16 protein-coding genes are annotated in these 16,055 nt (G+C 72.9%); 7 read left to right on the top strand and 9 right to left on the bottom strand.

Annotated features, from left to right (window positions below; translation table 11 throughout):
- Positions 1-315: 315 nt before the first annotated feature.
- Entirely contained in the window at positions 316-1,491 is a 1,176-nt protein-coding gene (locus tag ACGFQC_RS21780; protein WP_363086541.1) for a 4-hydroxybenzoate 3-monooxygenase, read from the top strand.
- Between the two features lie 253 nt (positions 1,492-1,744).
- Entirely contained in the window at positions 1,745-2,659 is a 915-nt protein-coding gene (locus tag ACGFQC_RS21775; protein WP_363086540.1) for a Bax inhibitor-1/YccA family protein, read from the top strand.
- A gap of 100 nt (positions 2,660-2,759) precedes the next feature.
- Here ACGFQC_RS21775 and ACGFQC_RS21770 read toward each other — a convergent pair whose 3' ends face one another.
- Positions 2,760-2,990, bottom strand: a complete 231-nt coding sequence (locus ACGFQC_RS21770; protein WP_363086539.1) for a DUF4287 domain-containing protein — start codon at positions 2,988-2,990, stop codon at positions 2,760-2,762.
- A gap of 104 nt (positions 2,991-3,094) precedes the next feature.
- Between ACGFQC_RS21770 and ACGFQC_RS21765 the strand changes: the two genes are divergently transcribed.
- On the top strand, positions 3,095-3,406 hold the full coding sequence (locus ACGFQC_RS21765; RefSeq protein WP_363086538.1) for a hypothetical protein: 312 nt from the start codon (positions 3,095-3,097) through the stop codon (positions 3,404-3,406).
- A gap of 45 nt (positions 3,407-3,451) precedes the next feature.
- Here ACGFQC_RS21765 and ACGFQC_RS21760 read toward each other — a convergent pair whose 3' ends face one another.
- From ACGFQC_RS21760 to ACGFQC_RS21750, 3 genes are all read right to left on the bottom strand, one after another.
- Positions 3,452-4,249, bottom strand: a complete 798-nt coding sequence (locus ACGFQC_RS21760) for a hypothetical protein (protein ID WP_363086537.1) — start codon at positions 4,247-4,249, stop codon at positions 3,452-3,454.
- A 295-nt stretch (positions 4,250-4,544) separates the two neighbouring features.
- Positions 4,545-5,765 carry an acetyl-CoA C-acetyltransferase gene (locus ACGFQC_RS21755; RefSeq protein ID WP_363086536.1) on the bottom strand — a complete coding sequence of 407 codons (1,221 nt, stop codon included), beginning with the start codon at positions 5,763-5,765 and terminating at the stop codon, positions 4,545-4,547.
- A 218-nt stretch (positions 5,766-5,983) separates the two neighbouring features.
- Positions 5,984-7,009, bottom strand: a complete 1,026-nt coding sequence (locus tag ACGFQC_RS21750; protein WP_363086535.1) for an SGNH/GDSL hydrolase family protein — start codon at positions 7,007-7,009, stop codon at positions 5,984-5,986.
- Between the two features lie 149 nt (positions 7,010-7,158).
- On the opposite strand from ACGFQC_RS21750, the gene ACGFQC_RS21745 reads away from it, so the two are divergent.
- On the top strand, positions 7,159-8,547 hold the full coding sequence (locus ACGFQC_RS21745; protein WP_363086534.1) for a cystathionine beta-synthase: 1,389 nt from the start codon (positions 7,159-7,161) through the stop codon (positions 8,545-8,547).
- A gap of 489 nt (positions 8,548-9,036) precedes the next feature.
- On the opposite strand, the gene ACGFQC_RS21740 is transcribed toward ACGFQC_RS21745, so the two are convergent.
- Positions 9,037-9,462 (bottom strand): hypothetical protein, encoded by a 426-nt coding sequence (locus ACGFQC_RS21740; RefSeq protein ID WP_393288578.1) that lies wholly within the window; start codon positions 9,460-9,462, stop codon positions 9,037-9,039.
- Positions 9,463-9,801: 339 nt separating this feature from the next.
- On the opposite strand from ACGFQC_RS21740, the gene ACGFQC_RS21735 reads away from it, so the two are divergent.
- Together ACGFQC_RS21735 and ACGFQC_RS21730 are read left to right on the top strand one after the other, a co-directional pair.
- The gene (locus ACGFQC_RS21735; protein WP_363086532.1) at positions 9,802-10,713 is read left to right on the top strand and encodes a MurR/RpiR family transcriptional regulator; all 912 of its coding nucleotides are present in this window, start codon (positions 9,802-9,804) and stop codon (positions 10,711-10,713) included.
- A gap of 131 nt (positions 10,714-10,844) precedes the next feature.
- Positions 10,845-11,429 carry a hypothetical protein gene (locus tag ACGFQC_RS21730; protein ID WP_363086531.1) on the top strand — a complete coding sequence of 195 codons (585 nt, stop codon included), beginning with the start codon at positions 10,845-10,847 and terminating at the stop codon, positions 11,427-11,429.
- A gap of 72 nt (positions 11,430-11,501) precedes the next feature.
- Here the strand turns inward: ACGFQC_RS21730 and ACGFQC_RS21725 are convergent, their stop codons facing one another.
- The 4 genes from ACGFQC_RS21725 to ACGFQC_RS21710 are packed head-to-tail and all read right to left on the bottom strand — an operon-like array spanning position 11,502 to position 13,620.
- The gene (locus ACGFQC_RS21725; RefSeq protein WP_363086530.1) at positions 11,502-11,876 is read right to left on the bottom strand and encodes a hypothetical protein; all 375 of its coding nucleotides are present in this window, start codon (positions 11,874-11,876) and stop codon (positions 11,502-11,504) included.
- Between the two features lie 19 nt (positions 11,877-11,895).
- On the bottom strand, positions 11,896-12,372 hold the full coding sequence (locus ACGFQC_RS21720) for a roadblock/LC7 domain-containing protein (RefSeq protein ID WP_363086529.1): 477 nt from the start codon (positions 12,370-12,372) through the stop codon (positions 11,896-11,898).
- A 34-nt stretch (positions 12,373-12,406) separates the two neighbouring features.
- Complete coding sequence (locus tag ACGFQC_RS21715) at positions 12,407-13,231, bottom strand: transcriptional regulator (protein WP_363086528.1); 825 nt, start codon at positions 13,229-13,231, stop codon at positions 12,407-12,409.
- On the bottom strand, positions 13,228-13,620 hold the full coding sequence (locus ACGFQC_RS21710) for a hypothetical protein (RefSeq protein ID WP_363086527.1): 393 nt from the start codon (positions 13,618-13,620) through the stop codon (positions 13,228-13,230). Before ACGFQC_RS21710 ends, ACGFQC_RS21715 begins: the two co-directional genes overlap by 4 nt.
- A gap of 603 nt (positions 13,621-14,223) precedes the next feature.
- Here ACGFQC_RS21710 and hutU point away from each other — a divergent pair.
- Entirely contained in the window at positions 14,224-15,888 is a 1,665-nt protein-coding gene (hutU, locus tag ACGFQC_RS21705) for a urocanate hydratase (RefSeq protein ID WP_363086526.1), read from the top strand.
- Positions 15,889-16,055: the final 167 nt, after the last annotated feature.

Here is a 16,055-nt window from a genome sequence, read left to right as displayed (position 1 = left end):
GCGAGGACCGGCCGCTTCCTCTCGTGCGACGGGGATCGTCGGTGGTTCGGCACGAAGACGGTGGGCAGGGCGCGGATCGTGGGTCGTTCCTCGGCCCCGGCAGGCCCGGGGCGGGTGTCCATCACGGGGGCATGCGACCTTCGCGTACGGGGAGGTGCTGCCACCGTTGACACCCGGGGCACACGCGCGCAGACTCACGTCCGGCAAGAGTGAAGAAAACTTCACCACACGAACATCGTGTCGTGGTGTCGTGGTGTCGTGAGGCGTCAGGCACAGGACACCGTGGCAATGACGCCCGTCTGAAGGGAACGCCCGATGCGCACCACCGTCGGCATCATCGGCGCCGGCCCCGCCGGCCTCCTCCTCGCCCGGCTGCTGCACGACGCCGGGATCGACTCCGTCGTCCTGGAGGGCCGCGACCGGGCCTACGTCGAGCAGCGCCAGCGCGCCGGGATCCTGGAGCAGGGCACGGTGGACGTCCTGCGCGCGGCCGGGGCCGGGGAGCGCCTCGACCGCGAGGGGCTGCGCCACGACGGGATCGAGCTGCGGTACGACCGCAAGCGCCATCGCGTCGACTTCCCCGCCCTCACCGGCGGCCGGTCCGTCACGGTCTACGCCCAGACCGAGGTGTGCAAGGACCTCATCGCCCTCCAGCTGAAGGAGGGCGGCCCGCTGCTGTTCGAGGCGGAGGCGCTCGCCGTCGAGGGGGCCGACACCGACCACCCGCGCGTGCGGTTCCGGCACGACGGGCGCGAGGACGTCCTGGAGTGCGACTACGTCGTCGGGTGCGACGGCTTCTGGGGGGTCTCCCGTGCGGCCGTGCCCGCCGAGCTGACCCGCGTCTTCGAGCGCACGTACCCCTTCGGCTGGCTCGGCGTCCTCGCCGACGTGCCGCCCTCGCACGACGAACTGGTCTACGCCCGCCACGACCGCGGCTTCGCCCTGCTGTCCATGCGTTCCCCGTCCGTGTCCCGTCTCTACCTCCAGGTGCCCGAGGGCACGGACGCCGATGCCTGGAGCGACGAGAAGATCTGGGCCGAGCTGGAGCGCCGCTTCGAGACGGACGACGACTGGAGGCTGGAGCGCGGCCCGATCACCCAGAAGTCGGTCACCCCCATGCGGTCCTACGTCCACGAGCCCATGCGGCACGGCCGCCTCTTCCTCGCCGGCGACGCGGCCCACATCGTGCCGCCCACCGGCGCCAAGGGCCTGAACCTGGCCGTCGGCGACGTCGTCACCTTCGCCCGCGCCCTCGTCCACGAGCGGGAGACGGGGTCGGCGCAGCTGCTGGAGGCCTACTCGCGGACCTGCCTGCGCCGCGTCTGGCAGGCCGAGCGGTTCTCGTACGACATGACCACCCTCCTGCACCGCGCCCCCGACACCACCCCCTTCGAGGAACGCCTCCAGCTCGCCCGCCTGGACCGCATCGCCTCCTCCCGGGCCGCCGGGACCGACCTGGCGGAGGCCTACACGGGGTTCCCGTTCGAGTGACGCGAGTGACGCGAGTGACGTAGAAGCGGCGCCGGCGGGCTGTCGCCGTCCGGTACCGGGCCGGTCCCGGTCCGGTACCGAGTCGGTCCCGGACCGGTCAGGAATGAGGTACTCCATCGCGGGGAATCAGAGATCGACATAGCGTGTTGCCCAAGACGGCAAGGGAAAGATCCTCCCCAAGCAGTAGGGTCATTCCTTTGCCTACCTATTACTCTTGAGCCAAGGCCGCGCTGTGTGGCCATGGAGGAGTGAAATGAGGAGCAGAAACCCGGTCTTCTCGCGACGGGGGTTCAGCCGCGACAACGGCTACGCGGGCTTCAACGCCGCGCCGCAGGCCGGGGGTCCCGCTGTCGGCACGCAGCAGGGCAACCCGTACGCGCAGGGTGGCCCCGCCGCCCAGCCGGCCGGCAACCCCTACGCGCAGAACCCTTACGCCCAGCAGGACGTCCAGTACGGCGCACCGCAGGCCCCGGTCACCACCGGCGGCGTCATGACCATGGACGACGTCGTCGCGCGCACCGCGACCACGCTCGGCACCGTGGTCGTCACCGCGGTCCTGTCCTGGCTGCTGCTGCCCGTCGACGAGGCCAACCTCGGCAAGTCCTACGCCATCGGCGTCGGGGCCGGTCTGGTCGCGATGGTGCTGGCGCTCGTGCAGTCCTTCAAGCGCCGCCCGTCGCCCGCGCTGATCCTGTCGTACGCCGCCCTCGAGGGCGTCTTCCTCGGCGTGATCTCCAGCGCGGTGTCCACGTACATCGCGGACGGCGTCGTCGCCCAGGCCGTGCTCGGCACGATGGCGGTCTTCGCCGGCGTGCTCGTGGCGTACAAGGCGGGCTGGATCCGCGTCAACCGCCGCTTCTACGGCTTCGTGATGGCGGCGGCCCTCGGCTTCGTCCTGCTGATGGCGGTGAACCTGCTGTTCAGCGTCTTCGGCGGCGGTGACGGCCTCGGCTTCCGCAGCGGCGCCCTCGGCATCGTCTTCGGTGTCATCGGCATCATCCTCGGTGCCTGCTTCCTCGCCCTGGACTTCAAGCAGGTCGAGGACGGCATCGCCTACGGCGCCCCGCGCGAGGAGGCCTGGTTCGCCGCCTTCGGCCTCACGCTGACCCTGGTGTGGATCTACATGGAGTTCCTGCGACTCCTGTCGATCCTCAACAGCAGCGACTGACGCGAGCCGTCTCGGCGGCGACGCGCCGACGTCACGAAGGGCCCCGGGTCACCCCGGGGCCCTTCGTCGTGGGCGACATGGGGGATGCGGTGCGGGCGCGCTACCGGAACTTGCGCGCGGCCCTCCTCAGGTCGTACTCGTGGACGATCGCCTTCGCGTGGCCGTACGCGAGGTCGTACTCGTGGCGGAGCCAGCTCACCTTCTCCTCGAAACGGAAGAGGGAGGGGCCGTCCTCCACGGTGCGGAGCCAGTCGGCGACTTCACGACCGGTGCAGTGGGGGATGCGGGCGAGCATGTTGCGGTGGGTCTCCTCGGAGAGGACGTGGGACATCGGCGCCTCCGGACGCAAAGGGGATGTGAGCCGGTCCTTCAGGTCACCGTGCCTGAGCGTTCGCCCGTTGGCAACAGTCCCGGTACGGCGCGTACGCTCACGACGTGGTGGATACGAAGCGTCTGACGCAGGCCGTGGATCACTTCGCCGACCGGTTGCGGGCGGCACCGCAGAGCCGGCTCCAGCGGGGCGGCGCGGCCGAAGCGCTGGGGCTGGCCAGGGAGTTCGCCCGGCGGGCCCAGCTCGCCGAGGCGCCGGGAGCGCAGCCCCGGGAGATGCCCGACGCCGGGATGTTCGCCGCGGCCGACCAGATCACCGTCGCCGTGCACGACCTGGCCCTCGTCCTCACGGACGAGGGCCAGGTCGACGAGGCCGTACGGCTGGTGGAGGAGGCGCAGAAGCGGGCGGGGGTCTGAGGGCGGGGTCTGAGGGGGGACGGGCTCCGGGCCGCCGGCGGCGCCTCAGAGGCTGGCTATGACCCGGTCCGCCAGGATGTAGACGCTCTCCTCGCCGCAGGCGAAGGTCAGGGCGTACGCGCCCGAGATGCCCGAGCCGCCCAGCAGGTACGGCGTCTCGCCGGCCGTCAGGGCCCGCGCGAGGCGGTCCGCGGTCTCCCGGTGACCCGGGGTCATGCACAGGGTGGTGCCGTCGGCGAAGACGTAGACGTCGAGGGTGCCGAGCGGACCCGGCCGCACATCGGTCAGTTCGACGCGGGCGGCGGCGAGTTCCTCCAGCGCGGTCACCGTGCGCTCGTGGTCGTTCGCGAGGGGTGACTGGACCGGCACGAAGTCCGGGTGGGAGGGGTGACGGCGGCGGGCCGCGGCCAGTTCGGGGGAGTCGCCGGCGAACTCGTCGGCGTCGGCGGGCGGCTCGGTCACCGGCTCGAGCGGCTCCAGGCCCACGAAATCGGCCTGCCGGGGCAGGAACAGCTCGCTGTCGGGCAGACCCAGCAGGGAGGGCGCGTCGGAAGCGTCACGGGCCTCCTGGGCGGCCCAGAAGGCGCGCGCCTCGGCCAGCTCCCGCTCCCGCTCCTCCGCGAGGGCCTCGGCCACCGCCGCGCGTATCTCCTCCGTGTCGGCCGTGGTGCGGGCGGCCGGAACGAAACCGCGCGTCCCGGCGACACTCCCGGCGCTCTCCGCGAGCTGCGTGTGCAGGGCCGCGACCTGACGGCGCAGCTGCAGCAGGGTGCGCAGGACGGCGACGCCCACGGCGCCCGTGGCGGCCGTGGTGACCAGCAAGGCGATCGGCATGGCGCTCACTGACGTACTCCCGGTTCAAAGTCGACCCCCGACTTCCTACATCAGCTTGAAGGGCGGACTGTCCAGCTGTCAGTGCGTAACGTCACGAAACGGGCAGGGAATTGGACCCGGCCCCAGGTGGTGAAACGACTCTGAGCTGCGTAAATCCCTCCGGGGAGGGAGATAGGTCACATCCTGGGGGAGATTGGATCACAAAACGGCCCGGAATCCAGGTGCTTTCCGGACTCCGGGCCATCCGCTCACGACGGGTGCCCGGGCGGCTACCGAGAGGTGGCCGCCGGGGCCGCCGCGCGACTCAGCTGAGGCGCTCGACGACCATCGCCATGCCCTGGCCGCCGCCGACGCACATCGTCTCCAGACCGAACTGCTTGTCGTGGAACTGGAGGGAGTTGATGAGCGTGCCGGTGATGCGGGCGCCGGTCATGCCGAAGGGGTGGCCCACGGCGATCGCGCCGCCGTTGACGTTCAGCTTCTCCAGCGGGATGCCGAGGTCGCGGTAGGAGGGGATCACCTGGGCGGCGAACGCCTCGTTGATCTCGACCAGGTCGATGTCGTCGATGGTGAGGCCGGCCCGGCGCAGGGCCTGCTTGCTCGCCTCCACCGGGCCGAGGCCCATGATCTCGGGAGAGAGGCCGGAGACGCCGGTGGACACGATCCGTGCGAGCGGGGTCAGGCCCAGCTCACGGGCCTTGGTGTCGCTCATGATGACGAGCGCCGCGGCGCCGTCGTTCAGGGGGCAGCAGTTGGCGGCGGTGACCATGCCGTCGGGGCGGAAGACCGGCTTCAGGCCCGCCACGCCCTCCATCGTGACGCCGGCGCGCGGGCCGTCGTCCTTGCTGACCACCGTGCCGTCGGGGGTGGTCACCGGGGTGATCTCCCGCTCCCAGAAGCCGTTCTTGAGGGCTTCCTCGGCGAGGTTCTGCGAGCGGACGCCGAACTCGTCCATGTCCTGGCGGGTGACGCCCTTGAGGCGGGCCAGGTTCTCGGCGGTCTGGCCCATCGCGATGTAGGCGTCCGGGACCAGGCCGTCCTCGCGCGGGTCGTGCCAGGTGGTGCCCTCCTGCTCGGCGACGGCCGCGGTGCGGGCCTCCGCCTCCGCGAAGAACGGGTTGCGCGTGTCGGGCAGGCTGTCGGAGTTGCCCTTCACGAACCGGGAGACCGTCTCGACGCCGGCCGAGATGAAGACGTCGCCCTCGCCGGCCTTGATGGCGTGCAGGGCCATGCGGCTCGTCTGGAGGGACGAGGAGCAGTAGCGGGTGACCGTGCAGCCGGGCAGGTGGTCCATGCCCATCTGAACGGCGACGACGCGGCCGAGGTTGTTGCCCTGCTCGCCGCCGGGGAGGCCGCAGCCGAGCATCAGGTCGTCGATGTCCCTCGGGTCCAGCTCGGGGACCTTGGCGAGGGCGGCCTGGATGATGGTGGCGGTGAGGTCGTCCGGGCGCAGGTCCTTCAGGGAGCCCTTGAAAGCGCGGCCGATGGGGGAGCGGGCGGTCGAGACGATGACGGCTTCGGGCATCACGGCTCCAGAGAGGAAGGGGGCGGCGCGCGGCGCCTCGTCGAGGGGCGGCGGGCGGGCGTACGGGGTGGTTCTCCCGGACGGGACGTGACTGGAAGTTACCCGTACGTATGGGCCAGGTCACGGGTGTGGCGGTGTGACCCTGGCCGCAGTTTTCTAAGCGCTTGCTTTTTCGGTGTCCCTCCCTCCGGTCCCTTCGCACCCTCCGCCCCTCCCTCTCACGGCGACACCCGGGACGGCTCCGGCTCCGGGACGCGGCGGCGGCGCCGCCGCTTGAGCAGGGCCCACGGGCCCCTCGGGCCCGTCGGCATGGCCGCCGCGACCTCGGTGCCCGCCTCCTCCGCCGCCTCGGCCGCCGCCCGGGCCACCGGGAGGAAGCCCTCGCGGCGGGAGACGTCGGGACGCTCCTCCTCCGCCGGCCACAGCCCCAGTGCCGCGCAGACCGTCGGCAGGACCGCCATCGCCGCCGTGGCGTAGCCCTCCGCAGAGGGGTGGTAGTGGTCGGGGCCGAACAGCTCGCCCGGATTCGCCTCGAACTCGGGACCCAGCAGGTCGCCCAGCGACACCGTGCGGCCGCCCTGCTCGACCACGCCGATCGTCTGGGCGGCCGCCAGCTGGCGGGAGGCCCGTCTGGCGAGCCACCGCAGGGGCTGCCCGACCGGCTCGATGGTGCCCAGGTCGGGACAGGTGCCGACGACCACCTCCGTGCCGGCCGTGCGCAGCCGCCGTACCGCCGCAGAGAGATGGCGTACCGAGCGGGTCGGGGGCATGCGCGCGGTGACGTCGTTCGCGCCGATCATGATGACGCAGACGTCGGGCACCGGGCCGGGGTCGCCCAGGACGAGTGACACCTGACGGTCGAGGTCGTCGGAGCGGGCGCCGGGCAGCGCCACGTTCCGCAGTTCCACGGGCCGCTCGGCGACCGCGGCGAGCCCGGAGGCCAGCAACGCCCCCGGCGTCTGCCCGGCCCGGCGCACCCCCTGCCCCGCCGCCGTGGAGTCGCCCAGCAGCGTCAGGTGCAGGGGCTCCACGCCGGGCCCGGGGGTGTCGTAGGCGCGGCCGTAGCGGCCGTCCGCCCGGGGGACGTGCGGGTGTGTGCCGTTGCCGACCTGGCGCCGGGCCAGCCGCATCTCGGCCAGCACCAGGCCGACGGCCGCCGCGCCGGCCAGCCCGATCCCGCCGCCGCCGTAGGCCGCTCCGGCCGCGATGCGCCGGGCCACCCTTGCCCTGGACATGCTCGTCATGCCGCGCCGCCACCTCCTCGTGTCCGTACACCCACTCCTTGCCCCGTACGGACCGTCGGCCAATCTCCACGGGGAGTGAACGTCACGGGCGGGGTCGTAGGCTGGCGTGACCACTACGACCACTGTTTTGCAAGCAACCGGAGACAACGGTGCAATTCCACGACTCGATGATCAGCCTCGTCGGCAACACCCCGCTGGTGAAGCTCAACAGCGTGACCAAGGGCATCCGGGCGACCGTCCTGGCCAAGGTGGAGTACTTCAACCCCGGCGGTTCCGTGAAGGACCGCATCGCCCTGCGCATGATCGAGGCGGCGGAGGAGAGCGGCGCGCTCGGGCCCGGCGGCACGATCGTCGAGCCGACCAGCGGAAACACCGGTGTCGGCCTGGCCATCGTGGCGCAGCAGAAGGGGTACAAGTGCATCTTCGTGTGCCCCGACAAGGTGAGCACCGACAAGATCAACGTGCTGCGGGCGTACGGCGCCGAGGTCGTCGTCTGCCCGACCGCCGTGGACCCCGAGCACCCGGACTCCTACTACAACGTCTCCGACCGGCTGGTCCGTGAGACGCCCGGCGCGTGGAAGCCCGACCAGTACTCCAACCCCAACAACCCGCTCTCCCACTACCACTCGACCGGCCCCGAGCTGTGGGAGCAGACGGAGGGGCGGATCACCCACTTCGTCGCGGGTGTGGGCACGGGCGGCACCATCTCCGGGACCGGCCGCTACCTCAAGGACGCCAGCGACGGCCGCGTCCAGGTCGTCGGCGCCGACCCCGAGGGCTCCGTGTACTCGGGCGGCTCCGGACGGCCGTACCTCGTCGAGGGCGTCGGTGAGGACTTCTGGCCGACCGCCTACGACCGGACCGTCGCCGACGAGATCGTCGCCGTGTCCGACAAGGACTCCTTCCAGATGACCCGGCGGCTGGCGAAGGAGGAGGGGCTGCTCGTCGGCGGCTCCTGCGGCATGGCCGTCGTGGCCGCCCTGCGGGTCGCCGAGCGGCTCGGGCCGGACGACGTCGTCGTCGTGCTGCTGCCCGACAGCGGCCGCGGCTACCTCAGCAAGATCTTCAACGACGAGTGGATGGCCGACTACGGCTTCCTGGAGGACGAGGGCCCCAGCGCCCGCGTCGCCGACGTCCTCAACGACAAGCAGCACGGTGCCATGCCCTCCCTCGTCCACATGCACCCGGAGGAGACCGTCGGCCAGGCCATCGAGGTGCTGCGCGAGTACGGCGTCTCGCAGATGCCGGTCGTCAAGCCGGGCGCCGGTCACCCCGACGTGATGGCCGCCGAGGTGGTCGGCTCCGTCGTCGAGCGCGAGCTGCTGGACGCCCTGTTCAGCCAGCGGGCCTCGCTGGAGGACCCACTGGAGAAGCACATGTCCGCCCCGCTGCCGCAGGTCGGCTCCGGCGAGCCGGTCGGCGACCTGATGTCCGTCCTGGGTACGGCGGACGCGGCGATCGTGCTCGTCGAGGGCAAGCCGACCGGTGTCGTCAGCCGGCAGGACCTGCTGGCCTTCCTCGCCAGGGGCGGGAAGTAGCTTCCGACGTGCGGGGGCGGAACAGCGGGGAAACCTGCGGTGAACCGCCCCCGGCGGCGTCGGACTTCCGTTTGTCCACCGAAAAGGTGGACTTCAAAGCGGACTTCGCGGAAGTGGTACGAGGGCGTCACGTCCGCGCAGCACACGCTTAACACGCGTCCGGCATATTCGTGGGTGTCGGCAGGGGGTGGGAGCGGCTCCCCGCCCCACCGGCAACAGAACGGCGTCACGGACCTCCGGAGCGGCTCCCGGACCTCCACCGACGCCACGGACGCGTAGGCCTGGCCCGACCTGGCCCGCGTCCCTCGCGGGGACCGCCGTCGTCCCGCCCCCCGTAAGGGGGTGCGGCGGTCCCCGCGCACAATCTCTTCCCGGCGCCCCGTGCGGCCGCCCGTCGCCCTCGGATCCGCGCGCCCCTGCCGTCCCGGAGGCCGTCGGACGTGCCCGGCCGGTGTCCGGGTGCCGGATTCGCGCCCGTACCACCAGCCGTCAGCCCTCCCAGTCGCCGTTCTGCGCGGATCCGCGCCGCCGGCCGAACAGGTTCGGGTTGATCCGGGCCGCCTGGACGACGTTGATGCCGACGATGCCGATCCAGGACACGATCAGGCCCGGCAGGTGGGCCACACCCGCGCCGATCGCGGACAGCGGGATCGCCAGCACCAGCGAGACGATCCCGAAGCCGAAGCGCTCGCCCCAGGAGTCGGTCGCCCCGGACGAGCGGCCGCCCCGGGCCGACACCGTCTGCTGCTCCGCGAACTGCCGGCGGACCCGGCGCTCGACCGCGCCGTCGATGCGCTGGTCGACCTTCTCCAGGAACGAGTCCACCAGCGCGGACTCGTACTCCTCGCCCAGCTCCCTGCGGGCCTGCAGAGCGGCGTCGAGTTCCTTCTTCAGCTCGGTGTCCCGCGCGTCCATGGTGGTCTCCCGTCCCGTCATGGGACCCACGGTAGGCAGCGGACGCGGTGCGGGCACTGGGGTTAGCCCCCGTGTTGGTACGGGGGTCCGCCGACGGCCCGGACGGCCCGGACGGCCCGGACGGCCCGGACGGCCCGGACGGCCCGGACGGCCCGGACGGGTCGGCCCGTCGGCCCGTCGGCATCCGGGCGGGACCGGCCGCCGGCATCCGCACGGGGTCCGCCCGCCGCCCGTCGGTGACCGGCGCCGCCCCGCCGGCCTTGCCCGGCTGTATGACGTCATGCAGAGTTACTGGCCGGTGAATAGCTCGGCGGGCGGACGGCCGGAGGGGAACGAGGCATGAGCGCGGACAGGGACACGGGAGCGGACGGGCAGCCGCCCGGCGCGGGTGCGGTGGAGGGCACCGGCCCCGGGGCCGCAGACAGTCCCGCCAACCGGCTCCAGACCCTCTTCGAGGGGCACCGGCTGACGCCCACCCAGCGGCGCATCGCGCACAGCATGGTGCGCCGCGCCGCCGACGTGCCGTTCCTGTCCAGCGTCGAGCTGGCCGAACTGGCCGGGGTCAGCCAGCCCTCCGTCACCCGCTTCGCGGTCGCCCTCGGCTTCGACGGCTACCCTGCCCTGCGCCGGCACCTGCGGGAGGTCGCGCCCGTCGAACAGAGCGCGGACTCGGCGTCGTACAACGAGTACCAGCAGGCCGTCGAGGCCGAGATCGAGAACCTGCGGCACCTCGCCGAGGCGCTCGCCGACCCGCGGCCGGTGCGGAAGGCGGGCAGGCTGCTCGCGGCCTCCCGGCCGCTGCCGGTGCTCGGACTGCGGGCCGCCGCCTCCCAGGCGTACGGGTTCGCCTACTTCGCCGCCAAGGTCCACCCCGACGTCCGGCTGCTGCACGAGGGCGGCACGATGGTCCACGACCGCCTCGACGCGGCGGTACGCGCGGGCGCCTCCGCGCTGCTGTGCTTCGCGCTGCCCCGTCATCCGCGCGAGGTCGTCGACACCCTCGCCTACGCCAGGGAGGCCGGGCTGACCGTGGTGACGGTCGCCGACTCCGCGTTCGCGCCGGTCGCCAAGGTCTCCGACCTGCTGTTGCCGGCAGCCGTCGGCACCGGCCTCGCCTTCGACACCGCGTGCGCCCCGATGCTGCTCGGGCGCGTGCTGCTGGAAGCCATGTGCGACGACCTGCCGGACGCCCAGGCCCGGTTGGAGGAGTTCGACGCCAAGGCGGCGGTGCGGGGCCTGTTCGTGGAGTGAGCCCGCCGTCCCGCCCCGTCGCGGGACCTCCCGCCCCTTCCCGTGCGGTTCTCATGGACATCTCACGTTCGCCCGCTAATCTGCCCGACCGGAACGGGATGTGATTCGTCCGGGCGACGAGGAGGCGGAACATGGCACGCGGAGGTCAGGGACTGGCTCGGGTGGCCGTCGTCGTACGGGCCGGGGCCGCGCCCCTGTGGTGGTGCGGAGTGCTCGCGGCCGGTGTCGGCGTACTGCCGCCCGGGATCACGGGACGGCGGATCGGGGTGATGGCGGGGGCCGCGCTGTTCGTCGTGGCGGCGGCCGTGGTTCTGTCGGCGCGGCGCAAGCGGTACACCGCGCTCGCCCGCGCCGCCGTCCGGGCGGGCAAGCACGATGTGCTCCAGGACCGCGGAGTGACCGTGCGCAACTGGCGCCGCGGTCACCGCTGGTGGCTGCTGCTCGCCCTCGTCGCCGCGCTGGGCAGCGCGTTCGCCGTGCCGGCCGCGGGCGGTCTGCTGCTCGCCGGGTGCGGCACGGGGCTGCGGCTCAAGGCCGCCTGGCTCGGGAGGCTGGAGCGGGCCGGGGACGCACTGCTGTGGGTGCGCGTCGACTGGCTCGCCGCGGGCGGCGGCCGGCCGGCCGGCAAGGCGGTCGGGTCCTACCGCGGCACGGGTATCGCGGCGGGCGACGCGGCCCCCGGTGGAGCGCGCCGCCGCACCGCGGCACTCGTGTAGCCCGGGTGGTCCGGGCGGCTCGTGCCCCGCGTGCGGCGCGGGTTCCGCGGCCTGTGGAGGGGGACCGGCCGGTCAGACCTCCAGGTCCTCCTCGATCCGCTTCAGCTGGTGGCGGGCCATCGCCAGGTTGGCCCGCTTGCCGTCCAGGACCAGGTAGAGGAAGAGGCCGTTGCCGCCGCGCCCGCTGATCAGGCGGATCAGGTGGTACTGGTCGGACAGCGTGATCAGGATGTCCTCGATCTGGGCCTTGAGCCCGAGGTGCTCCATGGTGCGCATCTTGGCGCGCACCACGTCGGTGTTGCCCGCGGCGGCGACGTTCAGGTCGAAGGTCTTGCTGCCGCCCAGTGTGCCCAGGGCCATGCCGCTGGTGTAGTCGACGAGCGCGACACCGGTGGCGCCCTCGATGGCGGCGAGACATTCCTTGAGTGTGGTTTCGGTGTTGGCCATGACTGTTCCTCGGTTCCTCTCAACTTTCGGTGGTGGTACGGGGCTCGGTGGTCGTGGGGCGGGGGGTGCGGACGCTCCTGGCCCGGGTGGCGGCCGGCACGGCCGGGGCGGGGGCACGCGCCCGCTCGGCGGCGTCGACGAGTTCGCCGACGCGGATGCCGGACCGGCGGCTCTCCAGATGCAGCCGGCCGACGTTGACGCGGTCCTGCGCGAGCACCGTCAGCACGGCGCTCTCCCCGGCCGCGTACGTCGCCACGTAGCCGTACACGCCGCGCACGAGCAGCTCGCGGAAGTCGCCCTGGCCGGTGGTGTCCGCCAGCCGCACGGCGACGGCCAGGGCGGTCGCGGTGAGCGCGGCCACCCCCTCCGCCTCCACGCCGGGCGTGTCGTGGGCGAGGACGAGGCCGTCCACACCGGCCACGAGCGCCCCGGTCAGCTGGGGCACCCGCGCCCGCAGCCGCCGCAGCTCGGCGAGCATCTCGGGTCCCGCCGCCATCAGCTCGCTCCTCTCGGCCCGCGGTCGCTGCCGTTCAAAGGGCCTCCAGCGCATCCCTGAGCCTCTTCAGCAAGGTGATGTCGGGGTCGTTGACGTGGGGCAGGGAGAGGGCCGGCGGCGGTTGCGGGACGGGGGGCGGGAACTGCGCGGTCACCAGCCCCGCCGCCGCCAGCCGCCGGACGTCCACGAGGGTGGGGAACGCCCGCCGGCCCAGTTCCCCGGCGATGTCCGACGCCGTGCGCACACCGTCCACCAGCGCGAGCACCGCGCGCTGCCGGGCGGACGGCGGCGGTGCGGCGGCCGGGTCGGCCCGCAGCAGCGGGGCGCTGTCCGGCAGCGGATCGGGCCACAGGCGGTGCAGCAGCTCGCGGCGGCGCAGCGTCTCCCGCTCCACCGCGTCGACCGGGACCGGCCGCAGCGCGCCGAACCAGTGGCCGGCTCCGTACCGGAAGCGGCCCGGGGAACTGCTCGGTGCGAGCGCGAAGTACGCGGCGTCGTACAGCGCCCCCAGGTGGCACAGCTCCAGCGCGCTCCGCCCGATCAGGCCGGCGTCGAGCAGCAGCCGGGCGACGCCGCGCGCCTCGTCGGCCCGCTCCACCGCCTCCCACCAGACGCGGGGCTCCAGTGTGCCGTGGGTCAGGAGGAGCACGTCGAGGCCCGGGGCGAAGGGGCTCTCGGCGTGCACCACCCGGCCCTCGGCCAGGTAGAGCGCTCCGCGCTCGCGCTCCAGGACGCCGGTGGCGCGCTCGGCGGCCAGCCGGGTCAGCATCGGCGAGACCGCGCCGCTCGCGTACTGCCGGCCGGCCACTCTGTCCCGCATGGGCAGCCGGGGCGGCGGGGTGGTTTCCACGACGGTCATCCCAGCACCAGCCGTCCGGCCATCTCGCTCAGCCGGATCCGGGCCAGCGCGAGATTGCCGTCCGACCGGGCCAGCCACACGTGCAGGAACACGCTGCTGTCGAAGGACGTGGGCACGAACCGCAGGACGTGGTAGCTGTCCCGGTTGCTGATGATCAGGTCCTCGACCGGGGGGTCGGCGTGCTCCTCGGCGCCGTCGGGCGTGAACGCCCGCTGTTCCGCCGTGAGCCGCGCGACCTCCGCGGCCTCGGCGGCCGCGGCCTCGTGGTCACCGCCCGGGAACTCCCCGACCGTGCCGAGGGCCAGCCCGCTGGTCCAGTCGACCAGCGCGGCTCCCCGGGCTCCGGGCAGCCGCATGGCCTCCAGTAGACACTCGTCGATTCCGGGCACCGTTGGCTCCCCTCCTGCCTGCGGTTCGGCTGAGTGAGGAAGAAGCTACGCAACGTGTGCGACATGGGTGAGTCTTCTGGCATTTTCCAGCGGAACATGCTCGGCGGTGACTAGGGTGGGTCGACTGACCTCGTTTTTCCGCACAGTTCAACACCGTGCCGCCGGGCGCGCGTCAAGGGCGCGCGGGCGGAGGGCGGGTGGTACGGGTGTGGCCGGGTGGTGTGGTGGCGGTTCGCGCGCCCCGGCCACTGCTGGGGGTGCCCGGTTGCCGGGGTGCCCGATCCCTGATCGCCGGCCCGCGGCCGGGGCTTCGCCGACGCGCTGCCGCCCCTGGGCGATTCGCCCGCGGCCCCGTCGGCGCCCGCCGCGCCGGCTCCCCCACCGTGCGTCCGGTCCGGTCCGGGGTGCCCTCCGTCCGGAAGTGCCCCCTCCGTTTCGAGGCCCCCTGTCCCGGCCGTGCCTGCTCCCTGTTGCTCCCCGTCGCCGCCTCGCTCGCCGCCCGTGCCGCGCCCCCACGTATTGACTAGTCCTATTCATCAAGTCAGGATGTGAATGGACACTGCAACAATCCGTCGGGATCGCCCACCCTCCAGGAGGCAGACCATGTCAGGACCCCGCCCAGTCCGAGCGCCGCGCGGTACGGAACTGAGTGCCCTGGGATGGCAGCAGGAGGCCGCGCTGCGGATGCTCCAGAACAACCTCGACCCCGAGGTCGCCGAGCACCCCGACAAGCTCGTCGTCTACGGCGGCACCGGCAAGGCGGCCCGCGACTGGCGTTCCTTCGACGCGATGGTGCGCACCCTGCGCACGCTGAAGCAGGACGAGACCATGCTCGTCCAGTCCGGCCGCCCGGTCGGCGTCATGCAGACCCATGAATGGGCCCCGCGCGTTCTCATCGCCAACTCCAACCTGGTCGGCGACTGGGCCAACTGGGAGGAGTTCCGCCGGCTCGAGCAGCTCGGGCTGACCATGTACGGCCAGATGACGGCCGGCTCCTGGATCTACATCGGCACCCAGGGCATCCTCCAGGGCACCTACGAGACCTTCGCCGCCGTCGCCGCCAAGAAGTTCGGCGGGACTCTCGCCGGGACCATCACCCTCACCGCCGGCCTCGGTGGCATGGGCGGCGCCCAGCCGCTCGCCGTCACCATGAACGACGGCGTGGCGATCTGCGTCGACTGCGACCCCCGTGCCATCGACCGCCGCATCGAGCACCGCTACCTGGACGTCAGGGCCGACAGCCTGGAGCACGCCCTCCGACTGGCCGTCGAAGCCCGCGACCAGCGCAAGCCCCTCTCCATCGGTGTCCTCGGCAACGCCGCCGACCTGGTCCCGCGGCTCCTCGCGACGGGCGCCCCCATCGACATCGTCACCGACCAGACCTCGGCCCACGACCCGCTTGCCTACCTGCCCACCGGCGTCGCCTTCGAGGACATGGCCGACGCCGCCGCGAAGGACCCGGTCGGCTTCACCACCCGGGCCCGCGAGTCGATGGCCCGGCACGTCGAGGCCATGGTCGGCTTCCTGGACGCCGGCGCCGAGGTCTTCGACTACGGCAACTCCATCCGCGGCGAGGCCCGACTGGCCGGGTACGAGCGGGCGTTCGCCTTCCCCGGTTTCGTCCCCGCCTACATCCGCCCGTTGTTCTGCGAGGGCAAGGGCCCCTTCCGCTGGGCCGCCCTGTCCGGCGACCCCGCCGACATCGCCAAGACCGACAAGGCGATGCTGGACCTCTTCCCCCGGAACGAGTCCCTCGCCCGCTGGATCAGGCTGGCCGGCGAGCGCGTCCACTTCCAGGGCCTGCCCGCCCGCATCTGCTGGCTCGGCTACGGCGAGCGCGACAAGGCCGGTGAGCGGTTCAACGACATGGTCGCCGCCGGTGAGCTGGCCGCGCCGCTGGCCATCGGGCGGGACCACCTCGACTGCGGTTCCGTCGCCTCGCCCTACCGCGAGACGGAGGCCATGCTCGACGGCTCCGACGCGATCGCCGACTGGCCGCTGCTGAACGCGATGGTCAACGTGGCCTCGGGTGCCTCCTGGGTGTCGATCCACCACGGCGGTGGCGTCGGCATGGGCCGCTCCCTGCACGCCGGCCAGGTGACGGTGGCCGACGGCACGAAGCTGGGCGGCGAGAAGATCCGGCGCGTGCTGACCAACGACCCCGGCATGGGCGTCATCCGGCACGTCGACGCCGGATACGACACCGCCGAGGCGGTCGCCGACGAACGGGGCGTACGGGTGCCCATGCGCGAGGGCGACGACGCGTGACCCGTACAGGAGACGAACCGGGCGGCAACCGCGCGGCCGGGACCGAGGCCTCGTCGCAGGGCACGGGCGCGGGCGCGGGCGTGGACGGAGGCGCGGCCGCGCGCGAGGACGCCGGCGCGGGCCCGTGCCTGGAACCGGGCCCTGGGGCGGCGGACGGGGCGCCGCTC

This window comes from Streptomyces sp. NPDC048734, assembly GCF_043198675.1.
Taxonomy (GTDB): Bacteria; Actinomycetota; Actinomycetes; order Streptomycetales; family Streptomycetaceae; genus Streptomyces.
This window is presented reverse-complemented; position numbering and strand designations above follow the sequence as displayed.